Source organism: Emticicia sp. CRIBPO (assembly GCF_009905725.1).
In the GTDB taxonomy this organism is placed as follows: domain Bacteria; phylum Bacteroidota; class Bacteroidia; order Cytophagales; family Spirosomataceae; genus Leadbetterella.
Genome location: NZ_JAAAKV010000003.1, coordinates 76,127 through 94,386, shown reverse-complemented (window position 1 = coordinate 94,386; position 18,260 = coordinate 76,127). Strand labels below are relative to the sequence as shown.

Sequence of the window (18,260 nt, the reverse complement as noted above, 5' to 3'; positions counted from 1 at the left end):
TTTAATATTATCACACTGATAATCAACAGGTAACATACTAAAAACAGCTAAAAGCCAATGGTTAACAGCTAACAGCTCTCCAGCTTATTTTGCAACACCTCCAGCTCATGCTTCCTGTTTTTATAAATATTATGCTCCCAGCCGCCTGCGTAATAACTTATTACAAAAAATACCAGTACGCCAACCGCCACCCAGACCGATTTTCCATTGTCGAGAACACTCAGTACCGTCAGTAAACCCATTGGCAGGATATTCCAACGCATCAGGAACGAAAGCCGCACCTGGTAAGCCGCCACCGAAATGGCATGGGCCAGGTCACCGTTCATCGTGCGGTCAAACTGCCGCTCCCCCCTGATCCTGCGGATACGGCTCACAAGGGTATACAAAGCACTGCCCAGCATCCATGCGGCCAGCACATACATCCAGACATTCCCGCTTTGTTTGTAGAAATTCACCCCAAAGATAAAACAGGCTGTGCCTCCATAAACCAGCACCGACAGCCATTCGCTGATATTCGTGATATGAAAACCCTTCCTCTTTTTGGAAAGGATGCGGTGGTGCAATGCCGTTTCATTGACCGCGTAAAGCGGCTCGTTGTTTTGGGTGTCCCAGATTTTTTTCATGTCGTCAAATTCCATTTTTAACTGTACTTTTTTGATTTTGAAATAAGATGTTTTTTGATGCGGTTGATCTTCACCCCCACGTTTGACTCGGTAATGCCCAGGATATCCGCCATTTCCTTGTAGCTGAAGTTGTCCAGCATCAGCAAGGTCACAGAGCGGTCGATTTCATCCAGCCTGGAAATCTCCTCGTAAAGCCACACCAGGCGTTCGTCAACAGGCATTTTGTTTTCCTGTAACACATGCTCTACCTCCTCCAGGTTGCCATCCTGCTGGTGTTTCCGTTCTTTCCTGACCCATTTTATGGCCGTATTGAGGGCAATCCTGTACAGCCAGGTCGTGACAGACGACTCCTGCCGGAAAGCAGTAACGGAACGCCATACCTGTATGCTGATTTCCTGGAAGAGGTCATCCTGGTCCATCGCCGTAAAAGCATATGCCCTCACGACCTTAAAGACCAGTGCTTTATGCTGACTCAGCCATTGCTCGAAAATATGTTGCTGTCCTTTTTCCGTCAATTTGAACTTGTTTATTTCATTAGTACCCGGACGGGCGTAGAAACTTACAAGATTAGGGAAATTTGTTGGGGCTTTGCAGAATTATAGACAGGATTAACAGGATTTAATTCTCACATTAAATGCTGCTCAATAATAGATCATGATAAGAAGAGTATTAATTTTTATTACTACATCGAATACCTACGAAAAAGATGCTGGTATTTATTTGATTTTCTGATCTCTTGAAAAGAATTATTCTGGCCTATAAATCACCAACTCTTCTTTCGTTGTTTGTGTCAAATACTTTTCAGAGTGTAAGTCCAGTTTTCCTTCTATTCTTTTGAATGTCAAATTGTTAAAATTTCTATCCCACGAAAGAACAAACTTGCCATAATCAATTTCCGTCACAAAAGTATCTCCGTTTTCAAAGAAGAAAACCTTCGAAATATTATTCCCTCTGTTTTTAAAAAAAGTTTGATTCCCTAAATTAACCAACTCAGCTTTTGTGACAATCTCGTTCTTTCCTTCTTCAAAAAAAATAGTTGAAACATGTGGCTCAAGCAAGTCTATCATCTCAGGCTTCGGAATAAGCTCAACCCTTTCCAGTTTCGGCAACAACCAGGCAACATACTTTCCATGATACGCACCTCCTACTATATATTTATTATCCGGGGAAAACTTCGCTATTCCCATTCCAAAATTGTTTTCAATGTCGTTGTACATTTTCCCAATATAGTCCTTAAAAAAGGTTGGATGTGCCCATAAAGTCTCTTTCTTATCACTAATCAAATTATAAAACTGAGATTTAGTAGAGTAACAAAAGCATATCAGATACTCATAGTTCGAAGAGAAATCGAAATACCTATTCCCGGTAGCAAATTCATAAGTCGCAACAATTTTTCCATCAAAATTCAAAATGACATTGGCAGCACCTTTCTTTTGTGTAAGAATCCATTCTTTCTCAATTATGATGCGGCTACCATATTTTTCACCGACGTTAATGCTTTTTTCCAATTGCCCATCTGTATTATACAACAAAAAATTATCTTCATAAACAATCAGATATTTATTCTCCTTTGGCCAATACTTCAAGTCATTAATATGTGGATTTTGTAACTTCCCTTTCTTGAGCTTTTGGCTTGGTAAACTCAGCTCCAATATTTTGTTATCACTTGTGATTATAAAATTATTCACATAAAATGCAGATATTTCATTTATAACCCCTGACGGAACTTCCCAAAAAATCTTGTCAAACCCTTTTCTGAGTTCAATTTCCGTTTCTAACAATATCTCAGCTTTTGAATTCAGCTTGATTATTTTTTGATCCCTGGTGTAGACTAAAACATCACCTAAAGAATTGATGTTAATGGATTTAATATCAAATTGCGAAATATCAAGTCGAAGTACCTCTATAAAATGCGTTTTTTGAGAAAAGTCAAACGTATCATTTTTTGAAACCAAGAGCTTTATGGAACGGTTAAAAGGGTTTGTTAATGACAAGTTTGACGTCTTTTGAATCTTTTTAATCAGCTCATTCAATTCTTGAATAAGTTCAATTGTTTCAGTTTCTGATTCTTTTAATTGACTTTCAATTCTATTTAATAAATAATGGTAGTACTTTCCAAATTCTTCTTCTGCTTTAGCTAAATACCCACCATAAACCAACAAAAAAGTGTATTCAAAAGGAAATTTGCTCTTATTATATATTTTTAAAATATCCGAATTCTCTGACAGGTTTAAACTCAGGTCAGGAATACGATTTTTTAAAAAATCGTTGAAGTTGGTTAAAACTTCGTCCTGATCACCACCTCTCGCAATCCACCTGCTGACATTGTTTTTAAATTGTTGCGAAGCAGTAGGCTCGTAAAAGCTCTCTGCGTCAAAATCATTTATTGAAAGTTCTATTTGAGAAGTCACGTTTTCCATTAAAAATGAAAGGCGAATCTTTTCTCCGAATTCTTCTAAATACCAGTTTTCATATTCAGGCATTTCTAATCGGAAGAACACTTTAAAGGTTAAATATAGCTTTTCTGATTTTTCATCATAAATAAAGGGCGAAGAAGGTACATAAACACTGATGATTTGATCAAACCCATTCTCTTTTCGCACAAAGTGATCCTTTGACTTTTGATACTTAAATTCGAATATACTCAACTCCTGATCAAGTAATGTAATGATTTTTTCATCCTTCAGTTTTTTGATTTTACTTTCTTTTATCATTTTTGCTTATGCGTTGATTCTTGTCTGTATTAAAATTCCTGCAAAACCAATCCAGCCCACCAATATATAAACGAATCCCAAACAATTAAACAAATCCCCCCTAAAAATCTCCCCGCCCCCAAACCTTTTCCCTTCAAATTACATTCTTACCTTGTAACCCGATTTATTTAATAGCAGATACCCCTTGAAAACCAGAGAATACATCGCCTTCACCGCCTCTGCCATGCTCATGACGGCGGTGGGTATTGACATCATGCTGCCTGCTTTGGGCGACATCCGCAATCATTTCCACCTCGGCAGCGATTCTACAGAAGCGGCACAGATCATCAGCTTTTTCTTTATGGGACAGATTGGGCAGTTGCTTTTCGGGCCTTTGTCGGACCGCTACGGAAGACTACCAATTATGCGATTGGGCTTCTTTATTTACATCTTCGCGGGTGCAGCGGCGGCTTTTTCGGAGAGTATGACAGTGATCTTTATATTGCGGTTCTTTTCGGGCATGGGGGCCTCGGCCATTTTCACCACTTCTATTGCGGGTGTGCGTGACCGTTACGCGGGCGACCAGATGGCGAGCATTATGTCACTGGTCTTTACGCTCTTCTTGTTCACGCCTATCCTGGCCCCTTTTCTTGGTGCTTTTATTTTACATTTGTCCGACTGGCGGATGGTGTTTTTCACGCCTTCCCTGCTGGCGGTATTTATTTTGCTGTGGTCGTTTAGGCTGAAAGAATCACTGAAAAAGAAGGAAACAGACGTCGCTGCTTATAACCTCCTCACTTCTGCCCGGCAGATACTTCAGAATACGACATTTATCCGGTATACCCTGCTTACCACCATTTTATTCACCGTTTTCAGTGCTTACATTGCCAGTTCGGAGTTTATCATCGGGGTTATTTACCAGCAACCTGCCCTCTTTACCTGGATATTCGCGGGTACGGGGGTGATCATGGCGATCTTTACCTTCATGAATTCAAAACTGTCGGTACGGTTCGGGGCATTCAAAACCCTGAAAGGACTGGTCATCAGTTATTTTCTGATCAGCATGGTGTTCCTGGCCGTTACGCTGGTTTCGGGCGGTGTGCCGGGTTTACCCGTTTTCCTGGGTTTTGCGGTTTTATTAACGGCCATCAACGTCACCATTGAACCCAACAGCAGTGCCCTGGCCCTCGAGCAACTGGGCGACAACGCCGGGATGGCCTCCGCCATTTACGGCACCTCCTTTTTCTTTATCGGCTCCGGCGTCGGCACCCTGATCAGCAACCAGCTGAAAACCGGGGTACAGAATATGGTGATTTGTTATGCCATAATAGGGATTATAGCTCTTCTGATCGTACTCGCTAAAAAATAAAACTGTGCCTTTGTGACGTTGTGGCTGTCTTCTACGAATAAGAGGCCACAAAGACACGAAGTCACGGTTCGTTTGCTTCGACTTTCACTAGTCAATTTTAAGTCATTCAAAAATAAACCGTGTCTTTGTGCCCTCGTGGCTATCTTCGACGAATAAGAGGACACCAAGACGCGAAGGCACGATTCGTTTGCGTCGACTTCTACAAAAACTTTTTCCCACCCTGTAAAATCTCCTTTGCTTCTCTGATGATCTCCGCGGGATAGTTGGAGAGTTCGAGGAGGCGGATAGCGTTGCGGGTTTTGAGCGGGCCGGGTTTGATTTTGTGGTCGAAGATCAGTTCTTCTTCTTCGATCATTTCTGTAAAATGATAGAGTTCATACTCGTCTTTGAGCATATCAGACAGCTCGATATCATGCGTAGCCACAATGGCGATGTTGTTTTTTCGGTTCAGATAAGAAAGGATGGCTTTGGCAGAGGCGATCCTCTCCACCGTATTCGTGCCCTTAAAAACCTCATCTAACACAAACAGGTTCTGAAAAGGCGTCTCCACTTCTGCAATCAGCGTACCCATGATCCTCACTTCTTCAAAATAATAACTCTTTCCTTCAAACAGATCATCATCTATCCTGATCGAAGAATATTGCTTCAGCACAGGCGATACAAACAGCTCACCGAAGCAGGTGTAAATGGTCTGTGCCAAAACGGAGTTAATACACAAAGTCCTCAGGAAAGTCGATTTACCGGACATGTTCGAGCCTGTGATCAGTATACTTTTCTCCGTGATATTAAGATCATTCGTCACACAGTCTTCAATGAGCGGGTGATAAATGTTCTTCAAAATCATTCCCTCTCCCCCATCTGTCAGCTCAGGCAAACAGGTCTTCAGTTCACCTGCCCGCAGCGAGGCTACGGAAATGCAGGCATCAATATGCCCGACATAATTGAACAGCATTATGATCGACGCCTGCCTGGATTCCAGTTCTTTCGTCAGCCTGAAAAGCGTAAACACTTCGATCAGCAAAAAGCCCTTCAGCATTTCCACCAGGTACATCATCACCTGTTCTATTTCTCCTTTGATGCCGCCTTTGTTGTCAAAATTCAGCAGGTTCAGCTTCCTCTGGAAGGGTCTCAGTTCATCAATACCCCACTCCACAGCCTTATCAGCCGGAAGTTTCTCCATTTTCGACAGTACACGGGCCACATTCACCAGCGTGTTCAACTGAGGAAACGAGCGGAGAAACGGATACGAGTTCGTTTTGTTCCAGTAATGCAGCAACAGGTTAAACGCAAAGATCAGGAGAAGGGCAATGCTGAAAACCGGGAACTTAAAAGAAACAGGAAGCAATAAAACCACCACGAGAATATCGAACTTCAGGAATTTAAGCCACGACGGGCTCTCCAGGAGTTTGTCCTGCAGCAAGGCCGGGATATGATAAGCATCGGGATGGTTCAATTGAATAAGTTGCATTTGAACGGCCTCTCTCAGTTCACGATCCTCTGTCAGTAAAGTGATCAAAGGCTGTGAAGGGTCCGAAGTCCGGTCCGAGGGCTCCATCAGTTTTTTATACAGAAACTGCTGTCCCACCTTCCCTATCGTCCGGTCCAGGAACCTGAACAGGTTCTGAAAATCAAGGTCATTCAAAGTCTGCTCCGAGAGCCGGTGAAAGGGCTGATCATGCACCACTCCGGCATAAGTGCCGATCCCTTCAAAATGAAAAGGCTCATTTTTTGGTTTGCCCCAGCCTGAACGGATCTGTTCAAGGTTCTTCCGGGCCCTCCTGGTGCCGTCGGAAGAAAGAAGAAAAAACGCCAGTAACAAAACAAAACCTACGATAAATATCAACGTCATCTCAATGTTTTTAACGGAGAACTCATGCCCGCTCCTGAATATCCAAATATAGTAAAATCCGGATACAATTGCCTGGTTTGTGTACAGAAGGCCGTTACAGCTTCCCGGCGGCGGGTTTCGGAGGTCCTTACCGCTTCTTTTTCTGGTCGAACCGTGCCGTCGTGGCTATTTTCGATGTGTGAAAGACACGAGGGCACGATCCCCTGCTGATCATCAATAAACTGCGAATCTTCTGCCGGCACAGTCCAGGATAACGACCCTGTCTTTAAAAAGCTGATTTCCGGTCATGCCCTCCATTCCCGAAAAACGCATCAGCATCTGTTGAAGAAATGAAGTCCCTTCTATATAAGTAACATTCCTGAGAGGAACCCTGGTCCGTCCGAAAGTTATTTCTTTGTTACTCTCTGCAGTAAATGTTTGCAAGCTATTTCCCCACGAATTAGCCTCCTCAACCTGTGATTTGGCATTCTCTTTTTTGTACCTCTGCCAGTTTGATTTACTCGTAACCAGTTCAAAAGCACTCGTGCCTGAATCGTAAAGCAAAGTAACCTCCTCTTCACCTATCTTCGCCGGCAACAGTATCCTTCTTTTGTTAAATTCAAATGTTTCAAACGGGCGTCCGGATTCCCGGGAGGGAATGTCTTCGAAGAATGAGCAGGTATTATTCCTGAAGTCCATGATGGTCACCCGCTTCTCCAGCAGATCAGTCCCGATGGTACCAATAATGTATCTTCTTCCGGTTGTACGCCAGTCGATGTCCTCACCATAGTTAAGTATCTTAAAATCCCCGGAAGTCACATGCATGTTTCCAAGGTGAAAATCTGACTTCAAAACCGGTGATCCGGGCGATAGCTCTGCTTTACCGGGGTATTTCTGTTGAATAGCTGTCAGTGGTGTACGATAGAACAGGGTTAACGGTGAACCGAAATCCAGTTGCATGTAAAATGTATCAGGAATGCCGGCGAGCCTGACGGGTAAAAGTAAAGCTGCCATTGGACTGACCTCATTACTTTCCCACGCAATGGGCAGGTGTTCAACTTCCCCTTTTACCAGCAGGCTATTGGGCAGAGGTGTAAACTTCCTGTCAAAATAAAAATATCCGGCGACGGAGCCAACCAGTAAAAACACGCTTAAAATAAGACAGATCTTTTTAATAACTTTCATTTGCTTTTTTTCACAAAACTCATGAAAACGCATAAAAATCATCATAAAATATAGCCGCCAATTTTACGACATTTTTACGACAACTCTCACAAAAGGCTGTTTTTCAAACGAATAGCCAAATACCCTTTTTCCGCTAGTGATCTGGCATTACGTAGAATGATGAACAAATTAAGAAGGGAGCTCAAAAACAGAAATATAAGAATCAGGGGGATTTTAAGCTGTAAGGCCCATTGAAGCAGCGGGCTGACCGCCAGGAAAAAAGAGGTGATGACTGTCCATAAAATCTGAATTTCAAGAATCTCCGATCCGGTTTTTCTCACGGCGTCCAGCTTGTTTCTCCTGAGGATAATCCAGGGAATAACGATGTTCCCGAAAGGAATGATCATGAAGAAAAGAGCAGAGGTGTTGATGAGTTTTATCTTTTTCAGATCCGCCACCGCTTCACCTGATTCAGGTTCTTCAATCAATTCCCCGGTGCCGGTTTCCAGGGCTTTGGCCAGTACTTTGAGGGTATATCCTTTAGGAATCTGGCCGGACTCCAGCCGCTGAATGGTTCGCAGCGACAATCCCGACCGCTCTGCCAGTTCAGACTGGGTGAGTTGCAGTTTGTTCCGGTAAAACAGAATTTTATTAGCCATCGGTATTTTTCTGACAAAGTTTCTGAGATAAAGGTAACAAAGGGATCTGAGTTCTAAAAAAAAGCTCATAAAATAGGACTGAATACCTTAACCCGGCAGATCAACGACGTTAAAATCAGGGCAGTAAACCTAAATTTTTGATTTCAGCCTGCTCAGGGTTTCCTGTGAGATGTTGAGGTAGGTAGCGACGATTTTATTGGGTAATCGCCTGACTATTTCCGGGTTGACCTCCAGCACCTGCCGGTATCTCTCTTTGGCACTGAGGGTCAGGAATGACATCAATCTGTTGGTATTGTTCACATAAGCCTTCTCCAGATAGTGCCTGTGGAATTTCTCCCAGGCAGGAATCACCTCCAGCAGATGGTAAAAGTCTTCATGAGAAATACAGAGTAATTCCGAAGGCTCCAGGGCCTGGATAAATTCCAGCGAGGGCTCATTGGAGATAAAACTGCACAGGGCCGTGGCCATGTTGTTCTCAAAAGCGATGTACCTCGTCGCTTCCTGGCCCTCTTCGGTGATAAAAAATATGCGTATGCAGCCCTTCCCCACAAAAAAAGTACGTTGGCTGGTCTGCCCGGCCACCACCAGGAGTTCATTTTTCTCCGCTTCCAGGGGTCTGAAGCACGAAACTATTTTGTTAAGCTCCTCGTCTGTGACGGTAATAAATCTCCTGATGTAATGAATAAGTTGTTCCTGCATAGTCATTTAGTGATAAGCCACAAATCTACGGCCTTATGACCTGGAAGCAGTTTTTTCGGCTAGTTTTCTGGCGTTGGGAATAATCACGAAAGCAGCGGCATAAGCCACTGGCAACATGACGCTCCACGCTTTCAGAAACTTCCATACCCAATCTTCCCCGAATCCATAATTGCGGACGATGCCCACAAACGCCATGATGAGGGTCATCGGAAACACGACAAATAAAGTGTTGATGTACTTAAAATACTTTTTGTTCATTCTGTTGTTTTAATGGTTTGACGATGCAAAAATGGTCAAACGAGACATCATAAACATTGATCTAGGTCAAAAAAGGTTGGGTGAGGATAAGAATAATATAAATGAGAATTTTAAAAGTAATTTGGAACAACATTTATTAGAAAATTCATAAGTGGATTAGGTGGTATTATTATTTAACCCAGTAAACTCTTAACGCGTAAAATTAAGTGTCTTTTGAAATAAAAGATTTAATTATTTCATCAAAATCCTTCGGTTTAGTAACGACTTTAAACCCTTTTCTCACAATATAATACTTAAAATATTCATCAAATGCTGATAGCTTAGTTTCAGGACTTCCCTGAGAAACAAATCCAAGATAACTTTTAACGCATTCCCCAAAATCAATTAAGCTCTCTTTAAACAAATCTTGATACAAAATTAAAGTATCAAGGTTAATTAAAACCATGTCTCTAATTCTATTCTTCGGAAGGTTTTCATTTTCAATTAAAGCATTTAATCTTTCTTTTAAAAAATAGTTTACACCGCTTGCTTCCATAACAACATCCGTAAATACAAAAATAGGATAAATAATCACATTATTGGGTTCAAAATTATCTATCTCTTTTTGTTGAAACTTTGAATTTAGAATATCAACAATACTATTTTTAAGCTGATTTACAGCTTTATTCTTAGGTTTATCTACGTTCTTTTTAGTGGACTCAAATTTTTCAAGTAATTCATCTTTAATAATTGAAGCGTCTTCTGAATACTTTATATTAGAATTTATAGTAGAATCTTTAAATTCAAATAAAAAGATTTCATTTTCATTCCTAAGAATATAATCCGGCTCTCTTTCATCTAATTTTTTCTTCAGATCAGTTCCTGAGTTTCTAAAATTGCCAAAGGATGTAAAGCATTTTTCCATTATCATGTAAAAAAGATGGGTTTCTGAAAATCTGTTCCCCATATCCCTCTTTAACTGTCCGTAGTCAAATGTTTCTAAACCACTTTTTTTTAATACATCTACAAAATCAAAAAGAAATCCATGATATAGTTTATCTATGAAGAAATTAATATTCAAAAATATATAAGTATTTGTTGCACGATAGAGAATCGGAAACTGGCGTAGTAACAAATAATCTTCGTCAAGAGTGACCTTTTTATCGTTAATTAAGAAATGTTTAAAAAAGTTGATTGTACTTATGTCTTTCTGATCGATATGAATTTTGCAGGTAATTTCATCATTCGTCATCATTAATAGAAACGGATGCAAAATATTCCATATGTACTCTTCGTAAGATTTAAAAGAATAAAAGCTCAAAAAGCTTTCTAGATAGGATTTATATTCGTTATCTAATTTACAAAATTCAAAAAAATAAGAGGCCTTCAACAATTGCACTTTATAATCTTTCCTACGTTCTATTTCCAAATTTCGCATTCTAATGGGCAAAATCTTACTCATAAAGTTCTCAGTGCCTTCGTTATTATTCCAGTTAAATACTTCTTCCTGTTTTTTTATTTCTATTGTATTACATATTAGCAACGATTTAAAAAGCATTCCCCAATCATTCTTTGATAGTTCTCGCTCTATTGGACAGCCAACCTCTAAGATTATTTGTATTAGTCTTAGGCAAGATTTCTGACTAGTTATTAAAAAATCTACGAGGTTAAATATTGGATTTGTTTGAACAAATTGAAGTACTTTCCTCTGATCAATACCGGTCATTCTCATCATCCAACCTAATAGGTAAGATGAATGAAATCTTCTTTCTTCTTTTTGTATGTTAGTAATTCGCACCAATAAGTAAGCAACTTCTTCAAGTGCTGCCAGAGGAATGTCCTTTAATAAAATTAGGGGATCAATGAAGTCACTTTGACTGTATACTGCTTCAAAAGAAACCATATACTGTTTCTTCAAAAGAACTTGTTCAATAACTACTTCATTATTCTTCATACTGAATACAGTAAAATATATCTTTCAATTGAGTTTAAAATATTAAATTGTTTATTTTAACAAACTGAGCATTTGGCAATTTGACACTTCTAATCTCTCAAAACTTTCTTTCATCTACTAAAATAATTCCGTCTAAACCTAAACTCACGTGTTCTGAATCTTCACTATAATTTTGCAAATATGTATCTGTGTTATAATATAGTCCCTTTTCGCTTAACAAATCCGCTACATTCATATCAAGGAGCCTTTTATCGAATCCAAAATAAATACTCGGCATTCCTACGGGTGTTATTAAAAACTCAAGATTTTTATACCTAAAACTGTTACTAAAATACTGTCTATTTTCGAGAAAGAAAGAATAATACCTCTTAATCAAAAGTTCTTCATCTAGCTGTATATCAATTCCATCATCTCCATTTTCAGGATCAATTATAATCCCTTTTATCGGTTTCTTTGAAAGATCAAAATAACAAGCAGTTTTCGTCTCAGGTGACACACCATTATAGGTTTTTATTTGAGAAACTTGATTAATAGCATGTTGCATAACACTGGTGTCATACTTAATGGAACTGCCTTTTGCTTCAAAAATATGCGAAATATTTTTTCTCTCTAAACCTATAAGATCTGGTCTATTTGCTATCTTTTTTGTTTTCCCAACAGTAATTTTGGAAGTGGATAATCCCTTATTAGTAAATTGGATAAGATCAATATAATCATCAACATGGAACAGCCATTTAATTTTGAGAAATTTTTCAGAATACAATTTTGTTAAACCTTGTCCAAAGTAGTAGGAAATAGTTGTCTTCTCACTTTGATTAAGTTTATTAAATCTATTCTGAAGTATCAGATTGCCTCTCTCGAGATTCGAAAATGCAAACGCTTTGCAAACTAACTCTCCAATTCTGAATTTGCTCAAATTAAAAACATCTTTCCAACTACCTTGGCCTACTTGAACCATAGCCCTAGCTAGATCTATCGGCCTAACGTTTTGACTCCGCTCAGTATTCAAATGAGTGTATTTCCCATTGTAGTTTGAAATTTCTAAATCTATCATACTTTTTATCCTTATAACCTAATGATTCCAACTCCTTCAATTAACGACAAGTCAAAACTGTAAAGTCAGTATTTGTATTACACCCTAAATATACGAAAGTATATTTCATATTCAAATACCCCCTTTGCCCATCCCAAAAAAATCCCCTACCTTTGTACCCATCATCAAAAAACACCGCTATGTGATCATTTCTTTCTGTATCGTAAGACAATAAACAGGGCCGCTGGTCTTGTCATTATTCACTCTTAAAGAAAGAAATGATGTTAATTCTCCAAGGTGTTACTTATACACACCCCAATCGTGATATATTGTTTTCTGACCTCCATCTTGTTGTCAACAAGCATGATAAGATCGCGTTGATCGGTCATAATGGTGCCGGAAAATCTATTTTATTGAAAATTTTAGCCGGGAATTTACTTCCCACGCACGGAACCGTCAAAGCGGATCCCAGGCCTTATTATGTCCCCCAGATTTTCGGGCAGTTCAATGGGTATACCATCGCTCAGGCCCTCGGCATTGAAGAAAAACTGCTTGCCCTGAAAGAAATCCTGGACGGGAAAGTAACCGAAGCCAACCTGGGTGTTCTCGACGACGACTGGGGCATTGAGGAACGGTGCAACGAGGCCCTGGCCCACTGGAAACTGGATATACCGGACCTTTCCCTGCCGATGAGCTCGCTCAGCGGCGGACAAAAAACGAAGGTTTTCCTGGCGGGTATCCTCATTCACCAGCCGGAGGTGGTGCTGCTGGATGAACCGAGCAACCACCTGGATACCCTCAGCCGGGACATCCTGTACGATTACATCCGCTCGGCCGGACAGACCCTCGTGGTGGTGAGTCACGACCGGACCCTGCTCAATCTCCTGCCTACTGTTTATGAACTGGGGCCCAAAGGCATCACGGTGTATGGGGGTAATTATGATTTTTATGCCGAACAGAAACGCATAGAAAACGAGGCCCTGAACCATGAGGTAAAAAGCAAGGAAAAGGCCCTCCGCAAAGCCCGCGAGACAGAACGAGAGGCGATGGAGCGGCAACAGAAGCTGGACGCCAGGGGTAAAAAGAAACAGGAAAAGGCCGGAATGCCGACGATCGTGATGAACACCCTCCGCAACAGTGCCGAGAGAAGTACCTCCCGCATGAAAGAGGTGCACGCAGAAAAAACCGGGAACATCGCCCGCGACCTGGGCCGCCTGCGGAAAGACCTGCCGGATACGGATAAAATGAAGGTGAACCTGGACAGCTCCGGCCTCCACAAAGGCAAGATCCTGGTCACGGCAGAGCAGGTGAATTTCAGGTATGGCGACCAGTGGCTGTGGAAAGAGCCGCTGAGTTTACAGGTCTGCAGCGGCGAGCGTCTGGTGATCAGGGGAGCGAACGGATCGGGAAAAACGACACTCATTAAAATGATGCTGGGGGAACTGGAGCCTCAGACCGGAAGCATCGAACGGGCCGCCATCAGGTCCATTTACATCGACCAGGATTATTCATTGATTGATAATGATCTCAGTGTTTATGAACAGGCCCGGAGTTTCAACACCGGGACCCTGCAGGAGCACGACATCAAGATACGGCTGAACCGCTTCCTGTTTACGAAGGAGTATTGGGACAAACCCTGCCGTACCCTGAGTGGTGGCGAGAAAATGCGGCTGATGCTTTGCTCCCTTACGATCGGCAACCAGGCCCCGGACGTGATCATCCTGGATGAACCGACCAATAACCTGGACATTCAGAACATCGAGATACTGACCGCGGCCATCAATGAGTACCAGGGCACCCTCCTGGTGGTGTCGCACGACCAGTATTTCCTGGATGAGATCAAAGTGGAGGAGTCTATCGTGCTTCAATAGCAGTGCTGAGGTTTCACCATTAAGGAATTGAGAGCATTAAGGGTTCATGAAGTTGTCAGCGTACTCCTTCATGCCTTCTTCATGGCCTTCACTCCTTAATGGTAAATCTTCGTACTACTCCATCGAGGCTTTTACGGCCATGATAAACACTTTCTTTCACCATTAAGGCATTGAGAATATCAAGACAGATGGTCAACAGCCCCCTTAATGCCCTTCACTCCTTAATGGTTTAGCTCCGAGAAGATACTTCCGGGCCAAAAGCTCCGACGTTGGACCTTCGACATCATATCCCCGAGCTAAAAGCTCCGATTTATACTCTTTGACATCATATCCCCGAGCTAAAAGCTCCGACTTATACTCTTTGACACCATATCCCCGAGCTAAAAGCTCCGATTTATACTCTTCGACAGCATATCCCCGAGCTAAAAGCTCCGATGTTTGACCTTTGACATCATATCGCCGAGCTAAAAGCTCCAATGTTTGCCCTTCGATATCATATTTCCGAGCTATTAGCTCCAATACCCGAGCTAAAAGCTCCGATTTATACTCTTTAACACCATATCCCCGAGCTAAAAGCTCCGACATCCGAGCTTTTAGCTCCGATGGACGGGCTTTCAGTGGGTTTATTTAGGTTTTATCTTGCTTCATAGCAGCTTTGACAGGAGTCATAGCCACTTTTATTGGCATTAAAGGGACTGAAAGAGTCTTTAACGGCAGTCTGAGCTGTTGTTTTTGAGCCCGGCGGGGATATTGAGGCACTTTTAGGGGGTTTGACGAGGCTGAATCGGGCGATGTAAGGGTTTTTCAGCTGATTGTTGGGGCTTATGGGGTATTTGAAGCCGGTTTCATTCAAAACAAAGCCCCCCGGAGAGGTTCCGGAGGGCTTGTCTGATTAGCCGTATACTATTTTTTCCATTATTTTTCCTGAGTTCTAAGGTCGGTGGGGCGAAAAAGTCTATTTACAGGGCTTATGATAGTAAGCATACTCGGCGTAAAAGAATTCGCCGAGGTATAGTTTCGCATAATTATAATGCCCTACCACTTCGTCGATCAGCTTGCAGTCTTCCGGGTTTCCGGCCAGGGCCAGGATGGAGGCCGCAGCCAGCGGGGTGGTCATAAAATTCCTTTCATAGTTTTTCCTCGGCCCTGCTTTGGCATCATTTCTCAGTGTCGACACCGCAATGGCGTCGGCAATGGTGAACTGCGGGAACCATTCGGTGTAACAGGCCCGCCAGTCGGTGTTGCCGAATACTTTCTCGTCCTTGTTGTCAAACTGGGTGTAGCCTTTGGCGAAATCGATGACAAAATCCCTGCTTTTTTTGATGCCTTCGAGGTAACTGGCTTTGATGACCGGGTCTTTCTCGAGCCTCGCCAGCTCTACCATGGCGGCCGTTTTCATGACGTAGATCCAGAGATAAGACTTATTTTTCCTGTCTTTCCAGAAGTCCTGGTCGTAAGCGATGCCCTCCGCACTGATCTGTGCACGGCCTTTTGTGCCGCCTTTCGGCACCTCCACGGCTGCTCTTTTGTAACGCTCCAGCCAGTCAGCATTACCCGTCACTTCATGCATGGCCCTCAGCAAATAGAGGTAACAGGGGATTTCCAGGAAGCGGTTGTCCCGCAGATCGTCGCGGCTCAGGCCGGTATACATGCCGTCGGAGGGAAATTCCCAGTCGTTTAACCGCAGGGCCTCGATCACCTCGGTCATTTTCGCTTTGATGATTTCCTTTTCCTTTACAGAGGGAATGTCGGTCTTCAGGTATTGGTACAGCCCGTAAAACCACGGAACGGTCTGGTCGTTGGACCCGTTGGGATAATGTGTGATGCCGTCGGTGCTGACTCCCCTGGCAATAAAACCGGGTACATCCGACACCATAGAGAGTTTAAGGAGGCCCTGGGCGAGTATCCTGGCCTTGTCCTTGTCTTCCTGCAGACCCGTTTGTGCGGCTCTTTCACACATGGCCCCGAGGTAAAGGCCGGTAAAGAAGGCCCCGTCTTCAATGGGTGTCCACCATCCAAAGGCATTAGGTCTCGACAGCCGGGCGTCCATCGCGGTGGGCCGCTCGCCCACAAAGTCGTTGATGATGCCGTATTTGTCAATGAACTTGGTCCACAATTCATGGCCGGCCTGGTCTGCGGCGGTTTTCGGATTGACCTGGGCCCTGACGGAAGTGACGGCAACGAGGCTGCATAAGAAGATGAGCAAGGTCTGCCCTCCCGTAGTTTTGATACGATTCTTTGTCATAATATTTTTAAGGTTGAATGAGGAGCAGCCCGGAAGGCTGCTCCGGATAAACCAGGCTTTAATTCCCCCAGCCCGGGCTTTGTGACAGGTTTTTATTGATGACCAGCTCCTCGATCGGGATCGGAAAATAGTATTGCTTCGGTTCCTGGAAAGTCCGGCCGTTCGGCAACGAGACTTTATAAGGAGCGAGGTAACCTTCACTGTCCAGGAAGATGTCGCGGTTGATCACCACACCCGGATACTGGTATTGTTTGAATTTAATCCCTCTTGTGGCCTGCGGGGTGGTCAGCAGTTTTCCGGCTCTCCAACGTACCAGGTCATCCCAGCGGAAGTTTTCCATCACCAGTTCCACCCTTCTTTCCCTCCTGATCTCACGGATGAGTGCCGAAGGGGTATACCCGCAGAACTTAGCGTATTTATCGTCCAGGGCAGGGTCTGCAGGCAGGTTATTCATAACCAGGTCAGGCATGCCCGCTCTTTTTCTTAACTTATTGACGGTCGCATCCAACACAGCCTGGGTAGCGGTGCCCAGCTCGGCATTGGCTTCGGCATTGATCAGCAGGGCCTCGGCAAACCTAAAGACCGGACAAGGCATGATGCCGTTCTGGAAGGCGTTGATTTCTGTCTGGTCGTTTTTCCAGTATTTCACAGGCCAGTATCCGGTGGGTGAAGGGTACTCTTCGCCCGTTCCCCTTATAGCGGGCATCAGACCGTTGTAACCTTTGCCTCTGGCAACAAAAGATCCGGTGATGGTTTTATCGAGGGCATACCTGCCTGGAGGGCTGACCGTCTGAGACAGCCGCGGATCTCTGTTTTTAAACTCGCTCTGGAGGCTGTCGTCGCCCATATAAAGCTTACTGGTACTGATCGGGAGCCCGTCTGAACACAGATACTCTTCAACAAATGACTTGGAGAACCCGACGACATTCTCGCCCTGGCTCCAGAGGAAATACCTCAGGAACGCATGGCCCAGCACACCGCTGCTGTATTCTTTCCAGAGCATCACTTCGGAGTTAGTCCTGTAATTGTTCTGAATAAAGAGGTTATGGTAATCGTTCTGGGTGTCGCCGGTGGTCCAGACGGCGTAAGAGCCCGACTTGATCAGTTTGTCTGAAGCGTCGGCGGCTTCCTGCAGAAACTTCTGGCCTGAAAGGTTCAGGTCTTTGTGGTATTTACGGAACGTTCCCTCATACAAACAGACGCGGGCTTTGAGCAAGAGAGCCAGGTCTTTGTTCAGACGTCCGGAGGCCTCCTTGCCTTTTTGCGGCAACAGGTCCACGGCCTTGTTGATGGTGCTGAGCAGGGAGTCCATCAGGGCCGCTCTCGGGGTCCTTGGGTCATAAAGTTCCTTAGAGTTGGTTTCCAGGGGTTTGCTGTACCATGGCACTTCACCGAAGAGCCTCACTTTATTAAAATACTCCATGGTTTTGAAGAAATAGACCTCGCCAGCATAGATGTTCTTGATGTCCTGGGCCACATTGCCTCTCTGGTAGTTCACCAGGAAATAGTTAAGGGCCCTGACATTGCCCCAGTTCCACCCGCCACTGCCGGCAGCCGAGGGCTGGACGTACAGGCCGTTGACCATCCTGACAGTGGACACGTCCTGCGGAAGGGCATTGTCTGAGTGCAGGTCACCGTAAGGAATGGCGGAACCTTTGAAACCGAAGGGGTCCCTCACACCCAGGGCATTGTCGAAACCTTCGATGTAAATACCATAGAAGGAATTGGCATACAGTTTAAGGTCAGACTCGGTCTGCCAGAAATTCTGATCAGCGATACTGTCAAGCGGGTACCGCTCCATGAAATCATCGTCGCAACTGAATATGAGCAAAACAGTCAGGAGAAGGATTGATATATTTGTAGCTTTCATTGAAGTCTTATTAAA

At 43.4% G+C, this 18,260-nt stretch carries 15 protein-coding genes; 2 read left to right on the top strand and 13 right to left on the bottom strand.

The genetic code is table 11. The annotated features are described in order from the left end of the window. Positions 1 to 68: 68 nt before the first annotated feature. The 3 genes from GVN16_RS07240 to GVN16_RS07230 all read right to left on the bottom strand — a co-directional run bounded on the left by GVN16_RS07240 (position 69) and on the right by GVN16_RS07230 (position 3,337). Entirely contained in the window at positions 69 to 623 is a 555-nt protein-coding gene (locus GVN16_RS07240) for a hypothetical protein (protein ID WP_166563199.1), read from the bottom strand. 17 nt (positions 624 to 640) lie between these two features. After that, positions 641 to 1,138 (bottom strand): RNA polymerase sigma factor, encoded by a 498-nt coding sequence (locus tag GVN16_RS07235; RefSeq protein ID WP_166563198.1) that lies wholly within the window; start codon positions 1,136 to 1,138, stop codon positions 641 to 643. Between the two features lie 231 nt (positions 1,139 to 1,369). Beyond that, positions 1,370 to 3,337, bottom strand: coding sequence for a hypothetical protein (locus tag GVN16_RS07230; protein WP_166563197.1), 1,968 nt, complete (start codon positions 3,335 to 3,337; stop codon positions 1,370 to 1,372). 184 nt (positions 3,338 to 3,521) lie between these two features. On the opposite strand from GVN16_RS07230, the gene GVN16_RS07225 reads away from it, so the two are divergent. Beyond that, positions 3,522 to 4,685 carry an MFS transporter gene (locus GVN16_RS07225; protein WP_229244092.1) on the top strand — a complete coding sequence of 388 codons (1,164 nt, stop codon included), beginning with the start codon at positions 3,522 to 3,524 and terminating at the stop codon, positions 4,683 to 4,685. Between the two features lie 199 nt (positions 4,686 to 4,884). Here GVN16_RS07225 and GVN16_RS07220 read toward each other — a convergent pair whose 3' ends face one another. The 7 genes from GVN16_RS07220 to GVN16_RS07190 all read right to left on the bottom strand — a co-directional run bounded on the left by GVN16_RS07220 (position 4,885) and on the right by GVN16_RS07190 (position 12,280). Next, positions 4,885 to 6,534: a MutS-related protein gene (locus tag GVN16_RS07220; RefSeq protein WP_166563196.1), complete on the bottom strand. Its 1,650-nt coding sequence runs from the start codon at positions 6,532 to 6,534 to the stop codon at positions 4,885 to 4,887. Positions 6,535 to 6,747: 213 nt separating this feature from the next. Then, positions 6,748 to 7,698, bottom strand: a complete 951-nt coding sequence (locus GVN16_RS07215; protein ID WP_166563195.1) for a hypothetical protein — start codon at positions 7,696 to 7,698, stop codon at positions 6,748 to 6,750. 86 nt (positions 7,699 to 7,784) lie between these two features. Then, positions 7,785 to 8,336 carry a helix-turn-helix domain-containing protein gene (locus GVN16_RS07210; RefSeq protein ID WP_166563194.1) on the bottom strand — a complete coding sequence of 184 codons (552 nt, stop codon included), beginning with the start codon at positions 8,334 to 8,336 and terminating at the stop codon, positions 7,785 to 7,787. A gap of 129 nt (positions 8,337 to 8,465) precedes the next feature. Next, positions 8,466 to 9,035, bottom strand: a complete 570-nt coding sequence (locus GVN16_RS07205; RefSeq protein WP_166563193.1) for a Crp/Fnr family transcriptional regulator — start codon at positions 9,033 to 9,035, stop codon at positions 8,466 to 8,468. 33 nt (positions 9,036 to 9,068) lie between these two features. After that, the gene (locus GVN16_RS07200; RefSeq protein ID WP_166563192.1) at positions 9,069 to 9,293 is read right to left on the bottom strand and encodes a DUF2798 domain-containing protein; all 225 of its coding nucleotides are present in this window, start codon (positions 9,291 to 9,293) and stop codon (positions 9,069 to 9,071) included. 202 nt (positions 9,294 to 9,495) lie between these two features. Further along, positions 9,496 to 11,226 carry a hypothetical protein gene (locus GVN16_RS07195; RefSeq protein WP_166563191.1) on the bottom strand — a complete coding sequence of 577 codons (1,731 nt, stop codon included), beginning with the start codon at positions 11,224 to 11,226 and terminating at the stop codon, positions 9,496 to 9,498. Positions 11,227 to 11,323: 97 nt separating this feature from the next. Beyond that, positions 11,324 to 12,280, bottom strand: a complete 957-nt coding sequence (locus GVN16_RS07190) for a hypothetical protein (protein ID WP_166563190.1) — start codon at positions 12,278 to 12,280, stop codon at positions 11,324 to 11,326. 257 nt (positions 12,281 to 12,537) lie between these two features. Between GVN16_RS07190 and abc-f the strand changes: the two genes are divergently transcribed. After that, positions 12,538 to 14,130: a ribosomal protection-like ABC-F family protein gene (gene abc-f, locus GVN16_RS07185; protein ID WP_310587417.1), complete on the top strand. Its 1,593-nt coding sequence runs from the start codon at positions 12,538 to 12,540 to the stop codon at positions 14,128 to 14,130. A 204-nt stretch (positions 14,131 to 14,334) separates the two neighbouring features. Here abc-f and GVN16_RS07180 read toward each other — a convergent pair whose 3' ends face one another. From GVN16_RS07180 to GVN16_RS07170, 3 genes are all read right to left on the bottom strand, one after another. Beyond that, entirely contained in the window at positions 14,335 to 14,715 is a 381-nt protein-coding gene (locus tag GVN16_RS07180) for a hypothetical protein (RefSeq protein ID WP_166563189.1), read from the bottom strand. A gap of 370 nt (positions 14,716 to 15,085) precedes the next feature. After that, positions 15,086 to 16,375, bottom strand: a complete 1,290-nt coding sequence (locus tag GVN16_RS07175) for a hypothetical protein (protein WP_166563188.1) — start codon at positions 16,373 to 16,375, stop codon at positions 15,086 to 15,088. A gap of 58 nt (positions 16,376 to 16,433) precedes the next feature. Beyond that, complete coding sequence (locus GVN16_RS07170) at positions 16,434 to 18,245, bottom strand: RagB/SusD family nutrient uptake outer membrane protein (protein ID WP_166563187.1); 1,812 nt, start codon at positions 18,243 to 18,245, stop codon at positions 16,434 to 16,436. Between the last annotated feature and the right edge of the window lie 15 nt (positions 18,246 to 18,260).

Bases quoted from the DNA above. Each gene is read 5' to 3' on its own strand.
- GVN16_RS07240 (WP_166563199.1), bottom strand. From the start codon at position 623: ATGAAAAAAATCTGGGACACCCAAAACAACGAGCCGCTTTACGCGGTC.
- GVN16_RS07230 (WP_166563197.1), bottom strand. From the start codon at position 3,337: ATGATAAAAGAAAGTAAAATCAAAAAACTGAAGGATGAAAAAATCATT.
- GVN16_RS07220 (WP_166563196.1), bottom strand. From the start codon at position 6,534: ATGACGTTGATATTTATCGTAGGTTTTGTTTTGTTACTGGCGTTTTTT.
- GVN16_RS07215 (WP_166563195.1), bottom strand. From the start codon at position 7,698: ATGAAAGTTATTAAAAAGATCTGTCTTATTTTAAGCGTGTTTTTACTG.
- GVN16_RS07210 (WP_166563194.1), bottom strand. From the start codon at position 8,336: ATGGCTAATAAAATTCTGTTTTACCGGAACAAACTGCAACTCACCCAG.
- GVN16_RS07205 (WP_166563193.1), bottom strand. From the start codon at position 9,035: ATGCAGGAACAACTTATTCATTACATCAGGAGATTTATTACCGTCACA.
- GVN16_RS07200 (WP_166563192.1), bottom strand. From the start codon at position 9,293: ATGAACAAAAAGTATTTTAAGTACATCAACACTTTATTTGTCGTGTTT.
- GVN16_RS07195 (WP_166563191.1), bottom strand. From the start codon at position 11,226: ATGAAGAATAATGAAGTAGTTATTGAACAAGTTCTTTTGAAGAAACAG.
- GVN16_RS07190 (WP_166563190.1), bottom strand. From the start codon at position 12,280: ATGATAGATTTAGAAATTTCAAACTACAATGGGAAATACACTCATTTG.
- abc-f (WP_310587417.1), top strand. From the start codon at position 12,538: ATGATGTTAATTCTCCAAGGTGTTACTTATACACACCCCAATCGTGAT.
- GVN16_RS07180 (WP_166563189.1), bottom strand. From the start codon at position 14,715: ATGTCGGAGCTTTTAGCTCGGGGATATGGTGTTAAAGAGTATAAATCG.
- GVN16_RS07175 (WP_166563188.1), bottom strand. From the start codon at position 16,375: ATGACAAAGAATCGTATCAAAACTACGGGAGGGCAGACCTTGCTCATC.
- GVN16_RS07170 (WP_166563187.1), bottom strand. From the start codon at position 18,245: ATGAAAGCTACAAATATATCAATCCTTCTCCTGACTGTTTTGCTCATA.